This is a genomic window from Pseudomonas sp. OTU5201 (genome assembly GCF_038440135.1).
Taxonomy (GTDB): domain Bacteria; phylum Pseudomonadota; class Gammaproteobacteria; order Pseudomonadales; family Pseudomonadaceae; genus Metapseudomonas; species Metapseudomonas resinovorans.
Genome location: NZ_JASATC010000045.1, coordinates 28,365 through 43,504, shown reverse-complemented (window position 1 = coordinate 43,504; position 15,140 = coordinate 28,365). Strand labels below are relative to the sequence as shown.

The 15,140-nt window shown below is 64.5% G+C and carries 15 protein-coding genes and 1 pseudogene; 8 read left to right on the top strand and 8 right to left on the bottom strand.

The features are described from left to right. Positions 1–91: 91 nt before the first annotated feature. The 8 genes from AAHM40_RS22765 to AAHM40_RS22730 all read right to left on the bottom strand — a co-directional run bounded on the left by AAHM40_RS22765 (position 92) and on the right by AAHM40_RS22730 (position 8,698). A complete protein-coding gene (locus AAHM40_RS22765) occupies positions 92–1,564 on the bottom strand; it encodes an inorganic phosphate transporter (RefSeq protein ID WP_342246700.1) in 1,473 nt (490 codons plus the stop codon). Positions 1,565–1,718: 154 nt separating this feature from the next. Continuing rightward, positions 1,719–1,916 carry a hypothetical protein gene (locus tag AAHM40_RS22760; protein ID WP_028628576.1) on the bottom strand — a complete coding sequence of 66 codons (198 nt, stop codon included), beginning with the start codon at positions 1,914–1,916 and terminating at the stop codon, positions 1,719–1,721. Between the two features lie 303 nt (positions 1,917–2,219). After that, positions 2,220–3,641: a GntR family transcriptional regulator MpaR gene (mapR, locus tag AAHM40_RS22755; protein ID WP_342246702.1), complete on the bottom strand. Its 1,422-nt coding sequence runs from the start codon at positions 3,639–3,641 to the stop codon at positions 2,220–2,222. An 81-nt stretch (positions 3,642–3,722) separates the two neighbouring features. Next, on the bottom strand, positions 3,723–5,138 hold the full coding sequence (ccoG, locus tag AAHM40_RS22750) for a cytochrome c oxidase accessory protein CcoG (RefSeq protein WP_342246699.1): 1,416 nt from the start codon (positions 5,136–5,138) through the stop codon (positions 3,723–3,725). A gap of 234 nt (positions 5,139–5,372) precedes the next feature. Continuing rightward, on the bottom strand, positions 5,373–5,546 hold the full coding sequence (locus AAHM40_RS22745) for a hypothetical protein (protein WP_342246698.1): 174 nt from the start codon (positions 5,544–5,546) through the stop codon (positions 5,373–5,375). 43 nt (positions 5,547–5,589) lie between these two features. Further along, positions 5,590–6,174 carry an ADP compounds hydrolase NudE gene (gene nudE, locus AAHM40_RS22740; RefSeq protein ID WP_342246697.1) on the bottom strand — a complete coding sequence of 195 codons (585 nt, stop codon included), beginning with the start codon at positions 6,172–6,174 and terminating at the stop codon, positions 5,590–5,592. Positions 6,175–6,412: 238 nt separating this feature from the next. Next, positions 6,413–7,543: a LuxR C-terminal-related transcriptional regulator gene (locus AAHM40_RS22735; RefSeq protein ID WP_342246696.1), complete on the bottom strand. Its 1,131-nt coding sequence runs from the start codon at positions 7,541–7,543 to the stop codon at positions 6,413–6,415. Positions 7,544–7,651: 108 nt separating this feature from the next. Then, positions 7,652–8,698, bottom strand: a complete 1,047-nt coding sequence (locus AAHM40_RS22730; protein WP_342246695.1) for a Rieske 2Fe-2S domain-containing protein — start codon at positions 8,696–8,698, stop codon at positions 7,652–7,654. A gap of 180 nt (positions 8,699–8,878) precedes the next feature. Between AAHM40_RS22730 and AAHM40_RS22725 the strand changes: the two genes are divergently transcribed. The 8 genes and pseudogenes from AAHM40_RS22725 (at position 8,879) to AAHM40_RS22695 (ending at position 14,976) form a co-directional block, all read left to right on the top strand. Then, positions 8,879–9,211 (top strand): hypothetical protein, encoded by a 333-nt coding sequence (locus AAHM40_RS22725; protein ID WP_342246694.1) that lies wholly within the window; start codon positions 8,879–8,881, stop codon positions 9,209–9,211. After that, entirely contained in the window at positions 9,201–9,839 is a 639-nt protein-coding gene (locus AAHM40_RS22720) for a Dabb family protein (RefSeq protein WP_342246693.1), read from the top strand. The genes AAHM40_RS22725 and AAHM40_RS22720 overlap by 11 nt, the downstream gene beginning before the upstream one ends. 148 nt (positions 9,840–9,987) lie before the next feature. After that, positions 9,988–10,143 (top strand): annotated as a pseudogene (locus tag AAHM40_RS27365) (alcohol dehydrogenase catalytic domain-containing protein); the annotation flags it as partial. A gap of 51 nt (positions 10,144–10,194) precedes the next feature. Continuing rightward, positions 10,195–10,827 carry a zinc-binding dehydrogenase gene (locus AAHM40_RS27360; protein ID WP_446731607.1) on the top strand — a complete coding sequence of 211 codons (633 nt, stop codon included), beginning with the start codon at positions 10,195–10,197 and terminating at the stop codon, positions 10,825–10,827. An 87-nt stretch (positions 10,828–10,914) separates the two neighbouring features. After that, positions 10,915–11,730 carry an SDR family NAD(P)-dependent oxidoreductase gene (locus AAHM40_RS22710; RefSeq protein ID WP_342246691.1) on the top strand — a complete coding sequence of 272 codons (816 nt, stop codon included), beginning with the start codon at positions 10,915–10,917 and terminating at the stop codon, positions 11,728–11,730. Positions 11,731–11,741: 11 nt separating this feature from the next. Next, positions 11,742–12,668 (top strand): alpha/beta hydrolase, encoded by a 927-nt coding sequence (locus AAHM40_RS22705; protein WP_342246690.1) that lies wholly within the window; start codon positions 11,742–11,744, stop codon positions 12,666–12,668. Positions 12,669–12,679: 11 nt separating this feature from the next. Further along, positions 12,680–13,768 (top strand): 3,4-dihydroxy-2-butanone-4-phosphate synthase, encoded by a 1,089-nt coding sequence (gene ribB, locus AAHM40_RS22700; RefSeq protein ID WP_342246689.1) that lies wholly within the window; start codon positions 12,680–12,682, stop codon positions 13,766–13,768. Then, positions 13,765–14,976: an NADH:flavin oxidoreductase gene (locus AAHM40_RS22695; protein WP_342246688.1), complete on the top strand. Its 1,212-nt coding sequence runs from the start codon at positions 13,765–13,767 to the stop codon at positions 14,974–14,976. Before ribB ends, AAHM40_RS22695 begins: the two co-directional genes overlap by 4 nt. The last annotated feature ends 164 nt before the right edge of the window (positions 14,977–15,140 follow it).

Genomic DNA, 15,140 nt, shown 5'->3' with positions numbered 1-15,140 from the left:
TCCTACAAGGCTCTTGGCCGAATGGGAAATTTCTCGCAACAGCCAAACGAAGAAGGGCGCCCGAGGGCGCCCTTCTTCAAGCTCGTCCGGATCAGACGATAAAGGTAATGGCCACCCAGAACAGCGCTGCGGAGAGCAGGATCGTGGTGGGTAGGGTAAGCACCCAGGCCATCAGGATATTGCGCACAGTCCCGCCTTGCAGGCCGCTGCGGTTGGCGACCATGGTACCGGCGACGCCCGAGGACAGCACATGGGTGGTGGACACCGGCAGGCTGTAGATGTTGGCCATGCCGATGGCGCATGCGGCGGTGATCTGGGCACTCATGCCCTGGGCATAGGTCATGCCCTGCTTGCCGATCTTCTCGCCGACGGTGCGCACCACGCGTTTCCAGCCAACCATGGTGCCGATGCCCAGTGCCAATGCCACGGCCAGGATCACCCAGAACGGGGCGTACTCGGTGGTGGCGGTCAGGTCCTTGCGCAGCTTCTCCAGGTCGGCCTTTTCGCGAGCCGGCAGTTCAGAGAGCTTGCCCACCTTCTTGGCGGTGTCGTCCAGGCAGAGCAGGTAGCGGCGCACCTCGACGCGAGTGTCGTCGTTCAGGTCGTTGTAGTTGGCCACGCCGTTGAGCTTCTGGAGCAGGGCGTTGATGGTCGGCTCGGTCTGCTTCGGATCACAGCGATAGAGCTGCGGCATCTCGCTGCCATTGCTCTTGCCCAGGGCCAGCATCTCTCCAAGGGTGTCGGTGTGACGCTGGTAGAACTGGCTCAGGTGATTCGCCGCGTCGCGGGTACGCTCGATCTGGTAGGTGGTGCTATTGAGGTCCAGCACGAACTTGGCCGGAACGATACCGATCAGTACCAGCATGATCAGGCCGATGCCTTTCTGGCCGTCGTTGGAACCGTGAACGAAGCTCACGGCCATAGCGGAAAGCACGAGGACCAGGCGGTTCCAGAAGGGCGGATGCTTCTTCTCGTCCAGCTCCTTACGGGTTTCCGGCGTCTTGTGCATCTTCGATAACGGGTACATCCACTTCAGGCCCAGCAGCAGCAGGGCTGCGACCAGGAAACCGGCCGCCGGGGAGAAGATCAGCGACAGGCCGATGTCGATGGCTTTGCCCCAGTTCACACCTTCGCCCAGGGGCAGGTCGGTGAGCAGTGCGTTGGCCAGGCCGACCCCAAGGATCGAACCGATCAGGGTGTGCGAGCTGGAAGCCGGGATACCGAAGTACCAGGTGCCCAGGTTCCAGGCGATGGCCGCGGTGAGCAGGCTGAACACCATGGCCAGGCCATGGCCGGTATTGACGTTGATCAGCAGCTCCACCGGCAGCAGGTGGACGATGGCATACGCCACGCCGACGCCGCCTAGCAACACACCGAGGAAGTTGAAGATCCCCGAGAGGATCACCGCCCGGTAGGGCGACATGGCCTTGGTGTAGATGACAGTGGCCACCGCGTTGGCGGTGTCATGGAAACCGTTGATGAACTCGAAGGTCAGAACGAATGCCAGGGCGAGACAGAGGCTCAGCACCAGCCAGGCATCTAGCCCGCTGAATAGATCGAACATGAAAGTTTTGTGACTGGCTCATGGAGGGGCCGCGATTATGCCAGAAAACCGGTCGTCGCCCAGACCCGGGCGTCGAGCGGCTCCTGGCATTTCCTACTCAAGTTGTCGCAAATCTATACGGAAGATTTCCCAACTGACCGGGTGCGACAAATTGTCAGGGTTCCTCTCTGAGCTCTTTCTCGATCTTCTCGAGCTCTTTCTCGAAGCTCTTGTCGAGCAGGCTGGGTTTCTTGCGCCAAGGCTTGCGCTCAGGATCCCTTTGAGCGGCATAGGTTGTGACCTCGCCGCCGTATACATCCTTGTAACGTTGCGCCTGGCGCTCAAGTTCGGCGCGCAGTTCGTCTTTCGTCACGTGGTTTTTCCGTCTCTTTGATCAATGGTCTTAAGGTAGAACGGGCGATCTAGAGGTCTCGGCCCCCATAGCGTCAGTCGCCCGGTCGAGGCCGTCGTCGCGGCCTTCTTGTAGGACAAAGTTCGATGGTCGCAACTACGGTGGACTTTCCTACGCACTACGGAAAGACCCTGCGACAGTTCCGGGAATAGAAGTCGATTTCTCTGAAGGCCCGGAACGAACATTAGGAAGTATAACAAGCAAACGGGAAAGCTCCATTACAGAAGAATCCCATGAGCGTGAAGGATATCTATTCTCCGGGAATCAGGGATTGCCCATAAGAGACCGAATAATCCTGCCGAGAGTTTCCATCGCCTGCTCGCTGGAGTTGCTCCAGGGATGACCATAGTTGAGGCGGGCGCAATGGCCGAAACGCCGTGTTGCAGAAAAAATCGGCCCCGGAGCGATGCTGATGCCCTGGGCCAGGGCGAGCTGGAACAGGCGCAGAGAATCTACCTGCTCGGGGAATTCCAGCCAGAGGAAGTAGCCCCCTTCGGGCCGGCTGACGCGGGTTTCTTCAGGGAAGTGCCGGGCCACAGCGGCCAGCATGGCGTTGCGCTGGCTTTCCAGGGCGTAGCGCAACTTGCGCAAGTGACGGTCGTAGCCGCCGTGTTGCAGGTAGTCGGCGATGGCCGCCTGGGCCGGCACCGAGGCGGAGATGCTGGTCATCAGCTTCAGCCGTTCTATCTGCCCGGCGAATCGTCCACCGGACACCCAGCCAACCCGGTAGCCGGGCGCCAGGCTCTTGGAGAAGGAGCTGCAGTGCATCACCAGACCTTCGCTGTCGAACGCCTTCACCGGTTTGGGCGCCTGCTGGCCGAAGTACAACTCGGCGTAGACATCGTCCTCGATCATCGGCACCTGGTGCTTGGCGAGCAGGGCCGCCAGATGGCGCTTCTTGTCTTCGGAGAGACTTGCCCCCAGCGGGTTCTGGAAGTTGCTCATGAACCAGCAGGCTTTGATCGGCAGCCGCTCAAGGCTGTCCTCCAGCACTTGAAGGTCGATACCGTCGCGCGGGTGCACGGGGATTTCCACGGCTTTGAGCTTCAACCGCTCCAGCACCTGAAGGCTGGCATAGAAGGCCGGTGCCTCAATGGCCACCAAGTCGCCCGGACGGGCCACGACCTGCAGGCAGAGATTGAGTGCTTCCAGCGCCCCGTTGCAGATCACCAGTTCCTCGATGGGCAGCGGAAGGCCGCCGACCATGTAGCGCAGGGCGATCTGTCGGCGCAGGGCATGATTACCCGGGGTCATATCGGCCACTGTGGAGCGCGGGTCCATCTCGCGAACCGCGTGGGCCATGGAGCGGGCCAGGCGCTGTAGGGGGAAAAGCTCAGGGCTGGGGAAGGCCGAACCGAAGGGCACCGTGTCCGGGTCCTTGATGGAACTCAGCACCGAAAACACCAGTTCGCTGACGTCTACTTCCGTGGTCGCCGCCTCCCGTGGGCCTGGCTGCGGCTCCGGCAGCGGCCGGCGCACGTGTTCGCAGACGAAGTAGCCGGAGCGCGCGCGGGCCATGATCAGCCCGCGGCTTTCCAGCAAGTAGTAGGCCTGGAATACCGTGGATGCGCTTACACCGTAGGTGCAGCTGGCGTGGCGCACCGAGGGTACTTTCTGCCCAGGGGCCAGGACCCCGGTGCGGATCAGTTCGGCGATGTCGTCAGCGAATTTCTCGTAGCGCTTCATCTTTTCCTGGTTGGGTAGCGGCCAGCTGGTGCCCAACTCTAAGCGCTCGACGTGTTCGCCGCCATCATCCCAGGCCATGCGTCAGCGCCTCGGACTGACGAAGGTGCTGCTGGCGCTGGTTATGGTGCCCGGTTCATCCAGGCTGCGCACCACGAAGCGCAGTGGACGCGACCCGGCGGGGCCGCTGTCGTCGGTCAGTGCAACCGAGACTGGCAGCGACACGATCTCGCCCGCGCCGATGTTCACTTCGTGCTCGCCCTGCAGGCGGAAACCCGGGACCTCCTCAAGTTCCACCACGTAACGCTGTTCCCGCTGGGTCTTGTTGATCAGCTTGAGGTTGTAGATGTTCTCGATCTCGCCGGCGGCATTCTCGCGGAACATGCCGCGGTCCTTGATCACATCCACCGACAGCTGCGAACGGGTCGCGCCCATCCAGGCCAGGACGACGATCATCAGCAGCAGGGCGACGGCATAGCCGATCAGGCGCGGACGCAGCAGCCGGGTCTTGCCGCCTTCCAGCGCGCGTTCCGAGCTGTAGCCCACCAGGCCACGGGCGTACCCCATGTGGTCCATGATCGAGTCGCAGGCATCGATGCAGGCTGCGCAACCGATGCAGGCGATCTGCAGTCCATCGCGGATGTCGATGCCGGTGGGGCAGACCTGTACACACATCTGGCAGTCGATGCAGTCGCCCAGGCCCTGGGTCTTCGGGTCACTGCCCTTCTTGCGTGGGCCGCGGGATTCGCCGCGGTTGGCGTCGTAGGAGACGATCAGCGTGTCTTTGTCGAACATCACGCTCTGGAAACGGGCGTAAGGGCACATATGGATGCACACCTGCTCGCGCATCCAGCCTGCATTTATATAGGTGGCGGCGGTGAAGAAGATCACCCAGAACAGTGCGGTGCCGCCGATCTCCCAAGTGATCAGGTTGGCCACCAGTTCGCGCACCGGGGTGAAGTAGCCGACGAAAGTGATGGCCGTGGCCAGGCTGATCGCCAGCCAGAGGCTGTGCTTGACCGTGCGCCGCAGGAACTTGTTGAGGCTCCAGGGCGCGGCGGACAACTTGATGCGCTGGTTTCGGTCACCCTCGGTGACCTGCTCGCACCACATGAAGATCCAGGTCCAGACGCTCTGCGGGCAGGTGTAGCCGCACCAGACACGACCGGCGAACACCGTGATGAAGAACAGGCCGAAGGCGCAGATGATCAACAGCCCCGACAGCAGAATGAAGTCTTGGGGCCAGAAAGTGGCGCCGAAGATGAAGAACTTGCTTTGCTCCAGGCTCCAGAGCACCGCTTGGCGGCCATCCCAGTCGAGCCACAGCGTGCCGAAGAAGAGCAGGCACAGGAGCCCCGCGCCAAGGCGGCGCAGGTCTCGGTAGAAACCTGTGAAGCGGCGGGTGTGGACAGGTCCGTTGGAGGCGGAAAGGGGTTTGCTTGCAGCGGGCGGCAGGGAGGGAGCTACCTCAATGACCTGCGCCGGGATTCTCTCGCTCATGATCAGTGCCCATCAGGCTGTTACGGCGAGACGGACTATAGGAAGGCACTGATGGGCAAAACAGATTCAGATCAGCCGGTAAAAACCATATCAGATGTTTCGGAACAGGGCGCCAGGCCGCAAGGCGCATGAATTGGGCACCTGACAGCAGAATCCGTGGCAGCTGTGCGGCATCCGGTCGCGGGCGTCGAGCGGGTTGGCCGCTCAGTGTGGCTCAGAGCTGACAGCGTCCGCTCAGGGCAGCATCGTTCCAATGGTTGGAACTGGCATGAAACAGCTAGGGTAGGCGGGCGGGCAGTATTGCGTGGCAGCCAGCGTCGGTGGCAGGGGACGCATGATCATGGCGGTGTAGGCAGCGCCGAAGCCGCAGATGACAAGGGCGAGGTACAGCTTTTTTCTTGTTTTCATGGTCATTCCTCTACACAGGAGGGACATGTTGTTTGGGGCAAGACTAGGAACCGCTGCGACAGGCCGCCTCGTCCGAATGGACTAGATGTCGGATTGGCCGACTAAGTGCCATGAACAGCGCAGCAATGGCGCGTGCTTCCTGCAGCTCTCCTGAAGCCACCAGGGCCGGCAGCTTCGATACGGGTACGCGCACGACCTCCAGGGGTTCCGGTTCATCACCCTCGGCTGTACAGGGCTGGAGGTCTTCGGCCAGTACCACGCGGCAGCTGTGGCACAGGTGGCCGGGGGCCAGGGTCAGCAAGCCCAGTTCCTGCACTCGGTTGGCACGCAGGCCGACCTCCTCCATGAGTTCGCGAGTGGCGGCCTGCTCCGGGCTTTCGTCGCCTTCGACGCCGCCCTTGGGCAGACCCAGGACCCGTTGCTCGACCCCCACCGCGTACTCGCGCACCAGCAGGACATGGTCGGGATCGGGTTGTGCCACCACGATCACCGACTGGTAGCCGGAGCCACGCAGGCGCTCATAGATCCGCTGCTGGCCGTTGCTGAATTCAAGGTGCAGAGCTTCGATCTGGAACCAGTCGCTCTTGGCCAGGAGTTCGGTCTTCAGGATGGTGGGCAAGCTGCGCATGGCGGGCTCCCGTGGCGTGACCAGGCAGAGCGTCGCGCGCATTGGGTGTCGGGGCATCGTCTGGATGGACTAGCACGGCGAGGGTCGGCGGGACCGTCCCGTTGGGTGGGCAGCGCGTTCTATCCACCCGTCGGCGCAACGGAGAAATCCCCATCATCCGAATCGCGGGAGGGGCCCGGTTTTGAATCGGTGGAAATCCCATGACGGATTTCCACCCGGCGACCCGGTGCCGACGGGCTCAACCCAGTGTCGCCACACTTCGCAAAATCAACCGCACCAGCATGGTCTGCCGCGTGACCCCGGTCTTGGAGAAGGTCGAGCGCAGATGCGCCCGCGCGGTGTTGCGACTGATGCCGAGGGCGTCGGAGGCTTCATCCAGGGTCAGGCCGTTGGCCAGAAGCATGGCCAGCTGCGCCTCCGCCGGGGTCAGGTCGAACAGCGCCTTGACGATCTCCTGGGGTGCGCTGGACTCCTGCTCCGGGTCGCTGATGAAGATCACCACCGAGGGGCACTGCTTGCCCTCGTTCCAGGCCGACAGCGGTACTGAACGCACGATGATGCCCAGGTCTGTCTTGCCCGATGGCCGCTGGACCCGCAGCGCCTCCACCACCGAAGGCAGGTTGTTCTTCTGCGACTGCAGGGCCTGCTTCACCAGCCGGCGGAACTCCTGAGTGTCGCGCGGGTTGCCCACCTGCAGGCCGTCATTGACCAGCTTGAGGCCGTCCTTGTCATGCAGCAGGCGCTCGGCAACGCGGTTGGTCTGCAGCACCTTGCCGTCTTCGTCGAGGATGATGGTGCCCACCGCCAACTGGTCCACGGCGCCAGCGTAGAGGTTACGCTCGGTCTCGATGCGGTTGAGCTGCATATGAATCTTGATCGAGCGTTCCAGGTGCGGAATGAACCGCGCCACCAGGGCCTTGTCGTCCTCGGTGAAGTCAGGCTCCTCCGGGCCGCGGCTGATGCGAATGCGGCACTGGGCGCCGTCGCTGGTGCGGATGTCGGCACCGAGGATGTGAAACACCCCGACGGGCTCCAGGAAGCTCTTGTAGAACTCCGACTCCACCCACTCCTGGCGCGAGAGGAACTCGCCACTGGTGACCACCTGGCGGTTGGGCAAGTCGACGAAAGGGTCGAGGGCGAAGAAGTGCTTGTTATAGGAGGCCGTTACTTCCGAAGAGCTGCCGGTGGTGTTCACCATCAGACCTTCGGCATGTTCGCTTGGAGGGCGCAGGATGAAGGTGACGTACTTGCTGTGCAGATACAGGTTCAGTTGATTGAGGAATGTCGCCCATGGGACGTCTTCCAATGGCCCCTGGTAGAGGTTGCCGAGCATCTCACTGAATTCGTCGAGCAAGGGAGTGTGTGCCATATCTGAACCGCTTCTTATTTTTGTAGGGAGCTTCTTACCGGCTTATGGGATGGTTCATCAAGCTGGATCGTCCCCCGTTGATCGGGAGACGATCGGCCCAGTCCGGACTCAGGCGGTTTCGGTTTCATCCAGTACGACGAAGGAGCGTGGCTCCTTGATGTTGGCGGGCAGTTCGGCGACATCGGTGTAGAACTGGTCGTACCACTTGCGCAGCTGATAGACCGGGCCATCGCCGTCGCACAGCAGCGGGTTGTCCACACGGGTCTTGCTGTGCCAGATGGCGACGTCTTCATAGAAGGCCGCCTGCGCCTGGGCCACATAGGCCTTGGCCATCTCGCGGTTCTGCTCTTCGGTCAGACCAGGAACCTTCTTCACCAGTACGCCGTAGCGCAGCGTGAAGCTGTGCAAGTCGATGGGCACGTGGCAGTTGAGCAGGATGGAGTGGATCTGCACGCCGTCCATAGCGCCGGTCATCTCGGTGATCTGGTAGGCCGGGCCGTAGTAGGTAGCGACCGTGGTCAGTTCACTTTCGCCGGACAACCGGGCACTGCTGCCACGCATCACCTGCACCGCCTTGTGGCCTTCGAAGGTGTTGCTGAAGTGGTTGAGGTCGGTGCCGTGTACGGAATCGAAGTGCGCCATGTCGGAGACGTTGTCGATCAGCTCACGGCAGTTGGTGTCGATCTTCAGTTCGGCCACTTCCCAGTCGGCCCATTCGTCGCTGAAGCATTCGTCGATTCGCGGAATGGCCTGCTCGGCAATGGGCGGGTTGCCCTCGGGGTCGTTCCAGACGAACAAAAGCTGGTTCTGTTCCAGTACCGGCCACGACTTGATCTTCGCGCGGGGCGGAATGCGCTTGGCGTAGGGAATGTCGTCGCACACGCCGTCGGCGCGCCAGCGCCATTCATGGAAGGGGCAGCGAATGGCATCACCTTCGACGCAGCCCTGGCTCAGGTCGGCGCCCATGTGCGGGCAGTAACCGTCGAGGATGCGGATCTGTCCATCCTCCCCGGCAAAAGCCACCAGGCGGGTGCCGAAAGCATCCAGCCGGTGGGCCTTGCCATCGCGGTACTGCCCGGCCAGCCCCAGGCAATGCCAGCCACGGGCGAAACGCGGTTCCAGTTGCTTGGTTTCGATTCGGTGCAGGGTACTCATCTTCTTGTTCTCCCATCAGGGTTCTCGTGGGCTGCATCCGGCTTCTGAGAGCCGCTGCGGCACATGCACTGACGGGATTCTGCGGTGCCAGCATTTCCCGGCATCGTCTGATCGGACGATGGCCCCGAACTGTCCCCCGGTTTTACTGCGCGGCAGAACAACAATCAGGGGCGCCTGAAGGTGATCCACATACTCGATGAGATTCCGCTCGTCGCCGGGCGCGTCGCTCAGGTGCTGGAGGCGCTGGACAGGCTCTACCTGCCGGCCTGCTCCGGTCGGGGCCTGACCCTGGAACAGCGCTGGGTGTCGCCGCCGGTCGTGGTGCCGGGGCAGCCCAATACCCTTTGGCTGCTCTGGCGCGTGGCCGATGTCCCGGCTTACTACGCCATGCGCAGCGCCGCAGGCGCCGAGGTACGTGCCTTCTGGGACCTGGTGGAGGAGGGCGGCAGTTGCCGTCGCCGCCATGTGCTCGGATCGGCGGACCACCCCCTGGAGGCTCCCGATGTCGAGTGAATCGCTGCAGCTGAACTTGTCCGGCGGCGTTGACCCCGTGGAATTCGAAAACCGATTGCGTGAGCACCTCCAGGCTTTGTCCGGTCTCCTGTATTTCGGGTTTGGCCGCAACCTGCCTGGCAGTTGGGGGGCCGCCGATTGCACCCTCGACCTGCTGTTTGCCGATACGGCGCCGGCGAACCTGGATAGCGTGCTCGGTGAGCTACCCGGCATTGCCGGCGTCGACCGCGTGGCGTACCGGCGCATTGGTGGTGGCTTGCGCGAGCCGGGCCTGACGGGTGGCATCTGGCGCACCTTGCTACTGCGGGTTCGCCCGCAGGCCACGGCCGAACAGCGCGCGGCCCTGGAGCGGGACCTGCTGCGGATGCCGGACTACATCGGTGGCATCCGCAACTGGCAGCTCGCCCGGGTCTCGACGCCGGGGCGCTGGACCCATGTCTGGCAGCAGGAATTCGCCTGTGTCGACGACCTGCTGGGCGAGTACCTCATTCACCCCTATCACTGGGCCTGGGTGGACCGCTGGTTCGACCCCGACTGCCCGGACTGGACGGTGGACGCCATCGCCCATGCCTTCTGCCCCTTGCAGTCCAGCCTGCTTGGCCGGGCCGCCTCAAATCCAGACAACTGACCGGGAGACTCGCATGCGCGCAGTGGTCATCGAACGCCTCGGCGGAGCCGAGGTGTTGCAACTGAAGGAAGTCGACCGCCCACAACCCGGCCCCGGCGAAGTCCTGGTCCGGGTGGTCTGCGCCGGGGTCAATCCTGCGGACTGGAAATGCCGCGAGGGCTACCTCGGAGCCTTCCTCACCTATCGTTTCCCCTTCGTGCTCGGCTTCGATCTGGCCGGCACGGTCGAATCCCTGGGCGAGGGCGTCGAGGACCTGCCGCTCGGTATCCGGGTGTTTGCCCAGAGCGATGTCGGTGCCGGCAAGTGGGGCTCCTACGCCGAGTACGCCTGCGTGTCCCGTGCCGCGCTGGTGCCCATGCCGGACAACCTCGATTTCGCCGCCGCAGCGGCCGTACCGACCCCGGCCCTGGCAGCCTGGACCGGCCTGTTCGACGAAGGTGGCTTGGTGCCCGGGCAGACCGTGCTGATCCACGGCGGCGGCAGCGCGGTGGGCGGTTTTGCCATCCAGTTCGCCCGCTGCGCCGGAGCGCGCATCGCCACCACCTGCGGCGCGGACAATGCCAGGCAGGCGCGAGCCCAGGGTGCCGAATGCACCATCGACTACCGCACCGGAGATATCCACAAGACCCTGCGCCAATGGGCGCCGGACGGCGTTGACCTGGTGCTCGATTGCATCGGCGGCGGCAGCCTGCCCAATGGCCTCGACCTGTTGCGGCCGGGCGGCATCCTGGTCGCCATTCTCACCCTGGCGCCGGGGGATGCCGGCCCCGACCATGCCGCGGCGGCCCAGCGCGGGCTGCGCACGGCGATGGCCTACAGCCGCATGCCCAGCGGCGAGCTGCTGGGGCGCATCGCCAGCCTGCTGGCCGCCGGGCGGGTGCGTCCGCCTGCCATCGACCTGTTGCCACTGGCCGAAGTGGCCGGTGCCCACGAAAGTCTCCAGCAGGGGCGGGTGCGGCGCAAGCAGGTGCTGCAGGTCGCCGGCTGAACGTGCCCTCGTCCGCACGGACGATGGCCGACCGGACTGAAGCGGCTCTACTGGCGAGCACTACAACAATAGGAAGGGGAGTCACCCATGCGAATCGAACGGGGCCAGGTGGCGGTGATCACCGGAGCGGCCGGTGGCATTGGTCGTGGTCTGGCGGAGGAAGCCGGCGCGCGTGGCTTGCGCCTGGTGTTGAGCGATGTGAGCGGCGAGCGCCTCACGGCCCTAGCCGAAAGGCTGCAAGGGCAGGGCGTGGAAGTTGCCAGCCTGGTGGTCGATGTGGGTGACTCGAAGCAGGTGGATGCCCTGCGCGATCTCGCCGTGCAGCGCTTTGGCGGCGTCGACCTGCTGTTCAACAACGCCGGTGTGATGCAGACCGGCTTCAGTTGGGAAATCGACAGCGCCCAGTGGCAGCGTCTGCTGGCCATCAACCTGGGCGGCGTGATCAATGGTGTCCGCAGTTTCGTGCCGCTGTTGCTCGGCCAGCAACGGCCGGCCCGGGTGGTCAACACCGCGTCCCTCGCCGGGCTGATCTGCAGCCCCATGCTCGGCCCCTACACCGTCAGCAAGCAGGCGGTGGTGGCGCTCTCCGAGACCCTGCACTACGAACTGGCCATGCTCCAGTCACAGGTGGCGGTGGCCGTGCTCTGCCCGGGGCCGGTGGCCAGCGACATCATGGCCTCCAACGAGGCTGGCGGCGCCGCCACGCAACAGCTCGATGACCTGCTCGACAGCAGCATCCGCCAGGGCATGGACCCGCGCGAACTGGCCCGCGAAGTGTTTGCCGGCCTCGAGGCCGGGCGCTTCTGGCTGCTGCCCCACAAGAATTTCAAACCGGCGCTGGAACGGCGCCTGTCCAGCATCCTCGACGAGACCAATCCGGTCTTCCAGATGGCCGACGCCTAAGGAAATCCAGCATGTCCCTCGACCCCCAGATCGCCGCCGTGCTCCAGCAGTTCAGCGGCATGCCGCAGCCGGACTACAGCCAACTCGACCCGGTCCAGTACCGCCAGTTCTCCGACAACCTGATGCCGCCCATGCCCGGCGAGCGCCTGTTCGAGGTGCGCAACCTGCGCCTGGCGGGCGCCGAGGGCGAGCTGGACGCGCGCCTCTATCGTCCGGAAGACCGTGAGGACCTGCCCCTGCTGGTGTTCTTCCACGGCGGCGGCTTCGTCATCGGCAATCTCGATACCCACGACAACCTCTGCCGCAGCCTGGCCCGCCTGACCGGCGCCGTGGTGGTTTCGGTGGGCTACCGGTTGGCCCCGGAGCATCGTTTCCCGGCCGCCCCGCATGATTGCTACCGCGCCACCTGCGACCTGGTGGAGCGGGCCCGTGAACTGGGCTTCGACGCTAGCCGCCTGGCCCTTGCCGGTGACAGCGCCGGGGCCAACCTGGCCATTGCCGTGAGCCGCCTGGCGCAGATCCGCAAGGGCCCGCGCATCGCCTCGCAGTGCCTGTTCTACCCGGCCACCGACGCCCGTTGCGAGAGCGCCTCCCAGCGCGAGTTCGCCGAAGGCTACTTCCTCACCCGCGAACAGATGCAATGGTTCTGGCGGCAGTACCTGCCACGCGCGGAGCAGGGCGACGATGCCCTGGCCTCGCCGCTGCGTGCCGAGGAACTGGCCGGCCTGCCGCCGACCACGGTGTTCAGTGCCGAGTACGACCCGCTGCGCGATGAGGGCGAGGCCTTCGCCCGGCGCCTCGAACAGGCGGGAGTGAAGACCCGGCTGGAACGCTGCGCGGGCATGATCCACGGCTTCATCAGCATGGCTGCTTTCGTCTCCGGCGCTCAGGCCGTGCTGGAATCCGCCGCGGCCGACCTGCGCCACGCGCTGAACTGAAGGGGCACTCCATGGACAGCCCGCAACGACTGATCGAGGCCATGGCCAGCGGCACTATGCTGGTGGTCACCGACGACGAGGGAGATGGCGAAGGTTCGCTGGTGATCGCCGCCGGTCGCGCCGATGCTGCCGCCGTCAACTTCATGGCCCGCGAGGCGCGTGGGCTGATCTGCCTGGCCCTGACCGAAGAGCGCTGCCAGGCCCTCGGCCTGGAACTCATGGTGCCCAACTCGCGAGCCCGTCACGGCATGGGCTTCACCCTCTCCATTGAGGCCCGCAGCGGAGTTTCCACCGGAATCTCCGCGGCCGACCGCGCCCACACCATCGCAGTGGCCGTCGACCCGAACAGCACCGCGACCGACCTGGTACAGCCCGGCCACATCTTCCCCCTGCGTGCGCAACCCGGCGGGGTGATGCAGCGCGCCGGCCATGTGGAGGCGGCCTGCGACCTGGCACGCCTGGCCGGACTGATGCCCGCCGCGGTGCTGGTGAGCATACTCGACGAAGACGGCGAACCCGCACGCGGCCTGGCCCTGCGCGACTTTGCGCAACGGCACGGTCTGCCGCTGGGCAGCGTTGCTGACCTGATCCACTACCGCATCCTCCACGAGGGCACCATCCGCCGTTCGGGCGAGTACCCGATCCAGACCCGTCACGGCGAGTTCCGCGTCGTCACCTACCTGGACGACTACCAGGGGCAACTGCACCTGGCCTTGGTACGTGGCGAAATCCGCCGCGACCGGCCGACACTGGTGCGGGTGCAGGCTGCGGAAACCCTGCGCGACTTGCTGGACAGCCATCCCGACCAGTGGAACCTCGAACGCTCCCTGGCGAAGGTGGCGCAGGAAGGCGCCGGCGTCGTGGTGCTGCTGGCCCATCAGGAAACGCCGGCCGCCTTGATCGAACAGCTCCAGCAGGGCGCGTACAAGCCTCGCCCGCCAAGCTTTCCGCAGCGCGCGCTGGGGATCGGCGCGCAGATCCTGCGGGACGTCGGCGTTCGCAAGATGCGCCTGCTGAGCTTCCCTGTGAGCTACAAGGCGGTGTCCGGCTTCGAGCTGGAAGTCGCCGAATTCGTCCCCTTCGATCGGCAGCAGGCATGAACCCGTACCTCGACAGCCTGCTAAAGCCGGCTCGACTGGCCGGCCTTCAGCTGCGCAACCGACTGATCAAGACGGCCACCTTCGAAGGCATGTGCCCCGGCGGGGTTCCCGGCGACGACCTGATCGAGCATCACGCGACCATGGCTCGCGGCGGCGTCGGTCTGACCACCGTTGCCTATTGCGGCGTCTCGCCCGACGGCCTGACCTTTCCCGATCAGATGTGGATGCACGCCGGCATCTTCCCGCAGCTGCAGCGCCTGACGTCTGCGGTGCATGCCGAGGGGGGCGCCATATCCGCCCAGCTCGCCCACTGCGGCTACTTCAGCCGCAATCGTCCGCTCAACATTCCACGGCCGCGCGGTCCCAGCACCTGCATCAACCCGTACGGGCTGTTCTCCGGCATTCCATTCGGAGGTGCCATGAGCATCGCCGATATCGGCCGCACGGTCGCTGAGTACGCCGCGGCGGCCAGCCTGGTCCGCGACGCGGGTTTTGATGCCATCGAAATCCACATGGGTCATGGCTACCTGCTCAGCCAGTTCATCTCGCCGGCCCTGAACAAGCGTCGCGATTCCTACGGCGGCATGCTGGAGAACCGCATGCGCCTACCACTGCAGGTGCTGGCGGCGGTGCGGGGTGTGGTGGGGCGCGATTTCCCGATTCTGGCCAAGCTCAATCTCAGCGATGGCTTTGCCGGTGGCCTACAGATCGAAGAAGCCTGCCAGGCCGCGCGCCTGCTGGAAGAGGCGGGGCTGGACGCCGTCGTCATGAGTGGCGGGCTGGTCAGCCGCACGCCGATGTTTCTCTTCCGGGGCGCGAGCCCGTTGGCGCAGATGGTGCCGCTGGAGAAGAACCCGCTGCAACGCACCGCCATGAAGTGGTTTGGCGGCGCCAGCTTCCCCGACCTGCCCTTCGAGGAACTCTACTTCCTCGATTTGGCCCGGCAGATGCGGCGCACCGTGAGCATGCCGCTGGTTTACCTGGGTGGCGTGGCCAGCGGCGAAGGTATGGCGCGGGCGGTGGAGGAAGGCTTCGACTTTCTCGCCCTTGGGCGCGCCTTGCTCAATGACCCGCACCTGCCGCATCACCTGCAGCATCAAGGCGCGACCTGGCGCAGTGCCTGTACCCACTGCAACCAGTGTGTGGCCAGCATGGGGCTCCCCGGTGGAATTCGTTGTGTGCTTAACCAGCCGGCGGTCTTCCGGTAGGGGCGAAGAATTTGCGATGTCTGCGTTAGCTGTTGCGAGAGATTTACCCTCGGGCCAAGAGCCTTGTAGGCGCTGGCTTGCCAGCGAAACGGGGCCATTCGCCGGCAAGCCAGCTCCTACGGGCCATGCAGCTGCGTGCACCACGTAATGCAGACATAGGCAAT